We start from the raw sequence: 9,853 nt of genomic DNA, 5'->3' as shown, positions 1-9,853 counted from the left end.
CCCGCGACACCCTTGCCTTCAGCTAACACTTCCCCTTGCCGGGTGTGTAGAGGACTTTCACCTCCAAGTCGCCAGGCTCACCACCACAGTGAACCGAACAGCGCCAGTCACGGCGCTACGCGCCATGCCTGGCGCACCACAAATAAAAACGGCCTGCGAAGCAGGCCGTTTCATCGAACCAGCTGCGAGTTACTTCAGCGCGGCCAGGGCAGCTGCGTAATTCGGCTCATCAGCGATTTCGCCAACCAGCTCGCTGTGCAGCACCTTGTCGTTTTCATCCAGTACTACCACGGCGCGCGCGGCCAGGCCGGTCAGCGGGCCGCTGGCAATGGCCACACCGTAGTTCTTGAGGAAGTCGGCGCCACGCATGGTGGACAGATTGACCACGTTTTCCAGACCTTCAGCACCACAGAAGCGTGCCTGGGCGAACGGCAGGTCAGCGGAGATGCACAGCACCACGGTGTTGTTCAGTTGACCGGCTTCGGCGTTGAACTTGCGCACGGAGGTAGCGCAGGTCGGGGTGTCGACGCTGGGGAAGATGTTCAGCACCTTGCGCTTGCCAGCCAGGCTGGCCAGGGTGACGTCGCTCAGGTCGCCAGCGACCAGGCTGAACGCTGGTGCCTGTTGGCCGACCTGCGGCAGTTGGCCGTCGACCTGCACCGGGTTGCCTTTGAGAGTGACTTGCGCCATGGGAGTTTCCTTATCGTTCAGGGAGTTGAAGGGCAAATGTGTGACATGGGGGGGGTCGCCGTGGCGAATGCTCCATCGAATGGCAGGTCACGGCCCGACCATGCGTCCAGACTAGCGCAGAAGCGCCGCCGATACACCCGCAGCCATGTAGGGATTTAGCATAAAGGTGGCGCTACTATCAGAAGTCCCGGCGATAGAACAGGTCGAGCGAGCTGGCCAGACCGCTGGCGGCCTCAAGGTACAGGCGCCGGCTCAGCTCGTAACGCAGAGCAATGGTGTTGGCCGGCTCGAACACACCCACGCCGTAACGCAGACTCAAGCGCTCGGTGATATTGCCGCTGGCCACCACACTGGTGGTCACGCCACTGCCCTCGGTGTCGAGCTGAAAATCCTGAATCCCCAGACTGGTGGCCAGGCTGGTGGTGAGCGAACTGCTGCCGGCCAGACCGAGCGCCAGCGCTGCCTGGCCAAGCATGTTGTTGTCCCCCGTGCCTTGCCCCAACGGCCGGCCCAGCACCAGATAGGACAGCGCCTGTTCCTGGCTCATGGCCGGCTCGGCGAAGACCGTGGTGCTCGGCTGCTCGGCGCTACCGGACAGACGGATACCGGCGACGACCGTGTCGACCCGGCGAATCGCTTCCACATCGAGGAACGGCTGATCGATGGACCCGGTGAACAGCAGGCGCGCGCGACGAATGGTCAGGCGCTGGCCATAGGCGCGATAGCGGCCGTTGACCAGATCCAGTTCACCACGCGTATCGAGATCGTTGCCAATATGCACCCGCCCACGCAGATCGGCAGTCAGGCCGAAACCGCTGAAGGAAAGCTTGTCCTGGCCAACCTCGACATCGACATCCATGGCGATGCCCATGCCTTGCTCGGCTTCCGGCACTTCACGACCGACCACCCGCGCGTCGTTGGAGACTTTCACGGTAGACGGCGGCAGCTCACGCACGCTGATCAGGCCGCGCGGCACACCAACTTTGCCGCTGACAGCCAGACGCTGGGCACGCAGTTGTAATTGCAGATCGGGCTCGACTTCCAGCTCGGCATAGGGCTCGACCTTCACCGGCAAGCGCTGTCCCTGCAATGCCAGATCGCCGCCCAGCCCCTCGGCCCAGGTCAGTTCGCCACGCAGATTGCCACGCCCCTGCTCACCACTGCGCCAGTCGCCAGAGAGCTGCACCTGCTCGCCCGCGATCAACGCCTGCAATTGCAGGTTCTCCAGGCTGATCGGCAGTTCGCTGCCGGACAGCTCGCCGCCGTCCAGGCGCAGCTGGCCGTTGATCTGCGGCGCCAGCAGCTGGCCGCTTATGTTGCCGCTGCCCTGCAGTTTGCCTTCGAGCGTTTCCGCCATGGGTACGAAGGGACGCAACACGGCCAGGTCGAAACCGCTCAATCGAAACTCGCCGCTGACCGGCTTGCTCGCCGGGCGTGGGTCGATCTGCGCCTGCAGCAGCAGCTCACCCAGGCGGCCACTGACGAAACGCAGTTCGCTGTCTACCCGTTGCGGGCGCAGTGTGCTGTCCAGGCGCAGGCTGTCGTAGGGAAAGTCCAGCCACTGCTCTTCATCCGGCTGACGAATACGCAGATTGCCAGCGCCAGCATCGAGCCTGATCTGGCCATTGGGGCCGCTGTCGGGTAGCTCGACTTTCAGCTGACCATCCAGCCGCCCCTGCCAGGCCAAATCATCGGGCAACCAGGGCTGCAGGCTGGCCAGCGGGAAGTTTTCCAGGCGCCAGTCCAGGCTGGGCTGCGGCATCAGCCGCTGCTGCCCGCCACACAGGCTGGCATCGCCGGACTGCCAGCAATGCGCGCCCAAGTTGAGCCGGCCGCTGGCCAGGCGCTCCAGGCTCGCGGCCTGCTGCAGCTGCCAATCCTGCCCGCCACTCTGCACCCGGCCACTGGCGATGCGCCCGCGCCAGTCGCCCTGCTCGCTCAAGTTGCCGTCCAGCGCCAGCGCCAGTTGCAGCAGCGGGCCTTGCAGATCGATATCCAGCGCCTGGCGACGCTGGTCGCCACGCCCCTGGGCCTGCAGACGCCCGAGGTAGGTGTCGCCGATGCGGATGCCACGCAGGTTCAGATCGACCAGCGCCTGCTGGCGAGCATCCAGCGTTGCCTGCAACTGCAGACGACGCAGGCTGGGGTCGCCGTAAGCCAGGCGCTCACCACTGAGCGCCAGCTGGCCTTGCGGCGCCTGCAGGGTACCGGCCAGGGAAAGCTGCCCCTGTATCTGCCCATGCAGGCCGGGCCAGAGCTGACCCAGGCGCGGCAAGGCCAGCTCCAGCTGACCGCGCAAGCGTTGATCCAGCGCGCCCTGGCCGCTGACCCGGTTGTCGCCCAGGCGTACCAGCAACCGTTCGAGCTGCCACTGCTCGCCGCTACCTACGCCCTGTACCTGCAATTGCGCGGGCTGGCCACGCAGACGGCCATTGAGGTCGATATCGGCCTTGGCCTGCAGCGCACCGGCATTGAAGCTGCCCGAGGTATTCAGCGGCCCTGCCAGATTACCCGGCATCTCCGCCAGCCAGTACCCCGGGTCGAGGGCGCTGAGCTGCAGCATGGCCTGCCAGTCGACGCCGTCGGCAAAACCGACCTTGACCACACCTTCGGCGCGGCCCTGGCCAGCCACCAACTGCAATTGCGGCAGGCTGACCTGGCCGAGATCGCCACTGACCGGACTGCTCAGGCTGAAGTCCCCTGCCGGTCCCTTAAGCTGCGCAGCGAAGTTACCCAGGTAATTGCCTTCGCTATAGCTGGCTTCGGCGTGCAGCTCCTGCAGCGCCACGGGCGGCGGCTCATCCAGCGGGTACAGGCGCTGCCAGGGAAAATTCAGCCAGTCGAGCTTGGCATCGACCTGAAACGCTTCGCTCCAGGCGAGCGTACCGCTGAGCTGCAGATGCTGCTGATCCTCGGCCTCGATGCGCAGCAATTCGATATCCGCGCCCTTGGCATCGACCCTGCCACGCAATGTCAACGGCATCGGCGCCTCTTCGGCGGGCAGAGTGGCGCTGCCATCGATGCGATAGCCGCTGCTCAGGTCACCCTTTGCCGACAAGGTAAGCGCCTGCAGGTGCAGCGTCTGCGGCAAACCGCTGCTGGCCTGGAAATCCTGGCTGGTCAGGCGCAGTTCAGCGGGCAGATGCTCAGCCAGCGCCTGCACCTGTCCTTCCAGACGAGCATCGAGATAGCCACTGCTATCGGCCTCGATCGTCAGGTTGCGTTGCAATTCGCCGCCCACCTGCAGCGCCACCTGCCAGGCCTTGCCATCGACCTCCGGCAACTGCAGGCGACCACTCAGGGTCAAGGGCCAATTGCCCTGTGGTGTCAGCTGACCACTGAGATCCAGGCTCAGGTCATCACGTTGCAAGGCCAGGCGCTGCAGCTCCACGCCCTGCTCGTTCCAACTGGCGATCAGTTCGAGATCGCTCAGTTGCGCCTGGCCGTCCAGACGCAACTCACCCAACTGAATATCGCCCAATTGCAAGCGCAGTGGCAGGTTGAGGTTCGGCAGGCTCAACGGCTCATCGCTGGCCTCCCCACTTTCGGGCAGAGTCACGGCCACCTGCTGCAGATGCAGGCGATCCAGACATAGCGTCAGGCGCAACAGGCAGGACGGTGACCAGGCCATGTCCAGCTGCTGCAGCTCCACGCGCATATCGTCTTGCTGCCAGATCAGCGCATCGACCTGCCAGTCACCGCCCAGACGCCCTGCGAAGTTGTCGACCTGCAGGCCTGGCACCTGGGCCAGCAGCCAGCGACTGCCACCCTGGGTACCCAGCAGCGCCCACAGGGCCGCGACGAGCAGCAACGCCAGGCCGAGCAGACCGCCGGCCAACCATTTCAGCAGGCGCCGGGTCATAGCTCAGGCCCCATGGAGAAATGCAGGCGTACGCCACCGTCGTCGTCCAGCGCATGAGCGAGGTCCAGGCGCAGCGGGCCAACCGGCGATACCCAGCGCACGCCGAAGCCGACACCAGTCTTCAAGGTGGGAATGTCCAGCGAATTGAAGGAATTGCCCTGGTCGATGAAAGTCGCCAGGCGCCACTTGTCGGTGAGACTGTACTGGTACTCGGCGCTGGTGGTGAACAGGTAACGGCCGCCGATCTTGTCGCCTCGGTTGTTCTCCGGCGACAGACTCTGATAGTCGTAACCGCGCACGCTCTGATCGCCACCGGCGAAGAAGCGCAGCGACGGCGGCACTGCAGAGAAACCATTGGTTTCGGTACCGCCGAACTGCACCCGCCCGAGCAGACGGTGATTGTCGAATACGGTAGTCAGGCCCTTGAGCATGACGTTGCCGTGCAGCACGTTGGCATCGGACAGCACGCCATCGACAGCGCCACGCAAGTCGAACTGCACGCGGTAGCCCTGATTCGGGTCGAGGCTGTTGTCGCTGCGCAACAGCGAATAGCTGACGCCCGGCATCAACAGGGTGCTCAGCCCGGAGTCGTCACCCAGGCGATATTCCTCACGCTGCCATTTCACCGACAGCACGCGCTGCCAGCCACCGGAGCGCTGGCTGTGCCATTCCGGACCGAGGGTGAGCAGCCGGCTCAAGCTGTCCTTGCTGGCCAGCTCCTCATACTGATAACCGCCGGCCAGGCGCAGTTTGTCGGTCAGTGGTGGGTCACCGGGAATGTCGTACCACAGGCCAACGTTCTGCCGCGGGGCGGACAATTCGGTTTCCACCCCGTAGCTGTGCCCCTGCGGATTGCGCCAGTGGCGCGTCCAGTTGGCGCGCAGGCGCGGCCCGACGTCGGTGGAAAAGCCCAGCCCCAGGCCCATGGTGCGTGGCTTACGCACCTGCAGCGCCACCGCCACTGGAATACGCAACTGGTCGGCCTGGGTCGGGATGGCATCGACGCGCACCGATTCGAAATAGCCACTGGACTGCAGCGCCTGATACAGCTCGGCGATCAATTCGGAGTCGTAGGGGGTGTCCGGTTCGAACGGCACCATGCGCAGCAGCAGCTCTTCATCGAACGGGAAGTCACCGCTGAAGGCGATATCGCCCAGGCTGTAACGCGGCCCGCTGACGAACACCAGCTCGATATCGGCCACCCCGACAGCCGGGTCGATTTGCAAACTCTGGCGAGAGAATCGGCCGTCGAAGAAGCCATAGCGCGAGGCCTGATTCTGAATCAGTCGCTTGGCGTCCTCATAGCGCCCATGGTTGAGCACCGAGCCTGGCTGCAAACGGCCGGCACTGGGTACGCGAAAGGCAGACAGCTCGCTGGCAGGCCCTTCGATACGAATGTCCACGTTGCGCAGGCGCACCCGTTCGCCGGGCTCGACTTCCAGCACCAGGCGTGGCGTTGCGCCCTCTTCGATATGGCTGCGGATGCGCGCCTGGTAATAGCCCAGCGCCTGCGCGGCCTTGTCCGCCTCGCTTTCGGCGATGCGGCGCAAACGGCGCAACGACTGCGTATCACGCCCATCGAGGCTACCGACGTAGCCCTCGATATTGGCCTTCAGCGCCGAATTGCTCGGAGTGATTCGCACGTCCAGCTCGCCAGCCGCGAGGGCGCCAGTACTGATCAGCAGCAGCGCGAGGCTGCGCCGGATATGTCCATATACACTCATGGCGGGGATGCTACCACGGCGCGAAGCGCGCGCCAGAGGCTTCGCGACATGGGCAGACAGCCGGAGCTTGGAACCTGCTCACGATCTTGCGAGCTAGAGCGATGCAAGGCAAAAACAGGCGAGGAAGCGCAGTTTATGAGTTGTAAATGAGCATTCCGAGCCTGTTTTTAACGCAGCAGCGCCGACGCGCAGCTGATCGTGAACAGGTTCTCAAGCGCTGGCCCGCACCACCGGCTGTGGATTGGGATGGAAGAACACGTGCTCCACCACCGGGCCGATGGCCAGCTCGCCGATTTCCTCGTAGCCCTGGCGCCTGTAGAAGTCCAGATAGCGCGCATTGCCGGTATCCAGCACCACACCTTGCGAGCCGCTGTCCTGTGCACACCAGTCGTGCAGCGCCTCGAGCAACTGCTCGCCGTGATGCTGCCCCTGAAACTCGGGGTGAATGCCCAGTAGCGGCAGCACGTGGTAAGGCCCGGGCGGCAGACTGGCAAGCACCGCATCGTGGTACTCGAGATAGCGCTTGGTGCAGCTGAAACCGGTGCTCAGCAGCATGCGCAGACGCCACCCCCAACTTTCGGTGATATCCAGGCGGCGCTGCGGTGGCGCGATCAGTGCTGCGCCGATCAGGCGGTCATCGATCAGCAGGCCAATGGCCGGCAGATCCTCGGCGAAGTGCTGCTGCACAAGTTCGCGAATCGTCGCGCGTACACGCTGATCAAAACCCGGTCGCTGCGCTTCGAACAGGTAGGCGAAGGTCGGCTCGTGGCGATAGGCGTGGTAGAGCAGCGAACGGACCTCGCGGGCGTAACCACCATCAAGCATGCGTACTTCTGCTGGAGCGTTGTTGGGCATGGCAGACCTCTGTTGTTATGCGTTGTGGGTCAGGCGCGTCCCAGCCAACTTAGCACCACCTCATGATGCCCGCCAGGCGCTGGCCGCGAGCGCCGAGGATCGGCTAGCATCGCCGTTTAATCTGAAAGTCGCGCAGCGACACCTTCCTCATGCCCTTCCCCTTTCGGGAGAAGGTGGCGCGAACCAACGGATGAGGGAAGGCATGCCGCGAAGGCTTTCATCATCCGGGATACCTCTCATGGCATGCCCGTTAGCCCAGGACCCGCCGCCCATGAAAATCGTCTCGTTCAATATCAACGGCCTGCGCGCCCGCCCCCATCAATTGGAGGCCCTGATCGAAAAACACCAGCCGGACGTGATCGGCCTGCAGGAAACCAAGGTGGCCGATGAGCAGTTCCCCGAAGCCGAGATCCGTCAGCTCGGCTACCACGTGCATTACCACGGCCAGAAAGGCCACTATGGCGTTGCCCTGCTCTCGCGTCAGGAGCCACTGAGCCTGCACAAGGGGTTTCCCGGCGATGGAGAAGACTCTCAACGCCGCTTCATCTACGGCACCTTCGCCGATGCGGGTGGCAACCCGGTCACCATCATGAACGGCTATTTCCCGCAAGGCGAAAGCCGTGACCACCCGGTGAAGTTCCCGGCCAAGCAGCGCTTCTACGCCGACCTGCATCAACTGCTGGTGGAGCACTTCGATCCGCAGCAGGCCCTGGTAGTGATGGGCGACATCAACATCAGCCCGGAAGATTGCGACATCGGCATCGGCGAGCCCAATCGCCTGCGCTGGCTGAAAACCGGCAAGTGCAGCTTCCTGCCGGAGGAGCGCGAATGGCTGGCGACGCTGAAGAGCTGGGGCCTGGTGGACAGCTTCCGCCACCTCAACCCCGAGGTGAATGATCGTTTCAGTTGGTTCGACTACCGCAGTCGCGGCTTTGAAGACGAGCCCAAGCGCGGCCTGCGCATCGACGTGATCCTCGCCAGCCAGCCGCTGCAGGCGCGCTTCAAGGATGCCGGCATCGATTACGACCTGCGTGGAATGGACAAGCCCTCGGACCATGCGCCGATCTGGCTGGAACTGGCGTGAAACTGGGCGCGTGTCGATGACGCGCCCTGTAATATGACTGCAACTCGACTGACTTAATCTGCGCGGTATTTCTCTCCACTAGAAGGTGCTTGCCGCATGCCGCGCGCCCTGTCCGCCGACCGCGACCTCTGGGGTCGTACTCTGTCCCTGCTGCTGATCGGTTTCATCTGCTACGCCCTCCCTCTTTCCGTCTTCGCCGCACTACCAGCCTCCGAGGGCAACCAACCGGTACTGCGCATCCAGGGCTCCAACACCATTGGTGCCAAGCTCGGCCCGGAGCTGGTCAAAGGGCTGTTCGAAGCTCAGGGCCTGCACGATATCCACAGCGAAGAAGGTGCCCGGGAAAACGAGCAGCGCCTGCTCGCACGACGGGCCGACGGCCGCCAGGTGATAGTCGAAGTCGCCGCTCACGGCTCTGGCACCGGTTTCACCTCGCTCAAGGACGGCAGCGCCGATCTGGCCGCCTCGTCGCGGCCGATCAAGGACAGCGAAGCCGCCAGCCTGGCCGCCCTGGGTGATCTGCGCAGCCCGCAAAGCGAACAGGTCATCGCCATCGACGGCTTGGCGATCATCGTCCACCCGTCCAACCCTGTCGCAGCACTCAGCGTGGAGCAGATCGCGCAGCTGTTTTCCGGCGAAATCGACGACTGGGCCACACTGGGCGGCAGGCCTGGCCAGGTGCGCCCCTATGCACGCGATGACAATTCCGGCACCTATGACACCTTCAAGGAGCTGGTGCTGGCCCCAGACGGACGTACCCTTGCGCCCCGCGCGCAACGCTTCGAGTCCAGTAGCCAACTGTCCGACGCGGTGAGCAGCGATCCCAATGGCATCGGTTTCATTGGCCTGCCCTACATCCGTCAGGCCAAGGCGGTCTCGGTCGCGTCTGGCGACTCCCAGCCAATGCCGCCGAGCCCCACACTGATCGCCACCGAAGACTACCCCCTGGCACGTCGTCTGTTTCTCTACAACGCCCCGCAGCAGAGCAATCCCTGGGTACGCGCGCTGATCGACTTCGCCCACAGCCCACGCGGCCAGGCCATTGTCGACAACAGCGGTTTCATCGCCCAGACCGTCCAGGCGGTCAAGGTCGCCGCAGATGCGCAAATGCCAGCGGAGTACCAGCAACTGGCAAAGCAGGCGCAGCGCCTGTCGGTGAACTTCCGCTTCCAGGAAGGCAGCGCAACGCTGGATAACAAAGCACATCGTGATTTGCAGCGGGTGCTGGACTATCTCAAGCAACACGACAAGCTGCAGGACAAGGTGGTGCTGGTTGGTTTCGGCGATCCGAAAAGCGACCCCGAGCGCGCCGAACTGCTGTCGAAACTGCGCGCCATGGCCGTGCGCCGCGAGCTGGCCAAACAAGGCGTACTGTTTCGTGAAATCATCGGGATGGGCAGCGAGCTACCGGTGGCCGCCAATGATCAGAACAATGGCCGTATCCGTAATCGCCGTGTCGAAGTCTGGGTCTACTGACGCTTGAAAATATTTCCTTACAAAGGGCTTGGCAGAGTAAGGGCTCGGCGCTAATCTTCGCCGCGCGTGACGCCGGGCCCCTCTGGCGGTGAGTTTTCTCACCGTGATGTCGGAGTCACTGAGTCGATTTCTTTCAACTCAGGCAGACATAAGGGAGGGCTC

At 63.7% G+C, this 9,853-nt stretch carries 6 protein-coding genes; 2 read left to right on the top strand and 4 right to left on the bottom strand.

Annotation, left to right across the window (positions count from 1 at the left end):
- Positions 1-189: 189 nt before the first annotated feature.
- From tpx to DBO86_RS12305, 4 genes are all read right to left on the bottom strand, one after another.
- A complete protein-coding gene (gene tpx / locus DBO86_RS12325; protein WP_104730243.1) occupies positions 190-690 on the bottom strand; it encodes a thiol peroxidase in 501 nt (166 codons plus the stop codon).
- A gap of 178 nt (positions 691-868) precedes the next feature.
- Positions 869-4,552, bottom strand: a complete 3,684-nt coding sequence (locus tag DBO86_RS12320) for a translocation/assembly module TamB domain-containing protein (protein ID WP_108233794.1) — start codon at positions 4,550-4,552, stop codon at positions 869-871.
- A complete protein-coding gene (locus DBO86_RS12315) occupies positions 4,549-6,276 on the bottom strand; it encodes an autotransporter assembly complex protein TamA (RefSeq protein WP_104730241.1) in 1,728 nt (575 codons plus the stop codon). The genes DBO86_RS12320 and DBO86_RS12315 overlap by 4 nt, the downstream gene beginning before the upstream one ends.
- A 210-nt stretch (positions 6,277-6,486) precedes the next feature.
- On the bottom strand, positions 6,487-7,131 hold the full coding sequence (locus tag DBO86_RS12305; RefSeq protein ID WP_075747381.1) for a GNAT family N-acetyltransferase: 645 nt from the start codon (positions 7,129-7,131) through the stop codon (positions 6,487-6,489).
- Positions 7,132-7,402: 271 nt separating this feature from the next.
- Here DBO86_RS12305 and xthA point away from each other — a divergent pair, with 271 nt between their 5' ends.
- Together xthA and DBO86_RS12295 are read left to right on the top strand one after the other, a co-directional pair.
- Complete coding sequence (gene xthA, locus DBO86_RS12300) at positions 7,403-8,215, top strand: exodeoxyribonuclease III (protein WP_075747379.1); 813 nt, start codon at positions 7,403-7,405, stop codon at positions 8,213-8,215.
- A 96-nt stretch (positions 8,216-8,311) separates the two neighbouring features.
- Entirely contained in the window at positions 8,312-9,691 is a 1,380-nt protein-coding gene (locus DBO86_RS12295; protein ID WP_108233793.1) for a substrate-binding domain-containing protein, read from the top strand.
- The last annotated feature ends 162 nt before the right edge of the window (positions 9,692-9,853 follow it).

The organism is Ectopseudomonas oleovorans (genome assembly GCF_003052605.1).
GTDB lineage: Bacteria > Pseudomonadota > Gammaproteobacteria > Pseudomonadales > Pseudomonadaceae > Aquipseudomonas > Aquipseudomonas oleovorans_A.
The sequence above is the reverse complement of the archived record's forward strand: the minus strand, read 5'-3'. Positions and strand labels throughout refer to the sequence as shown.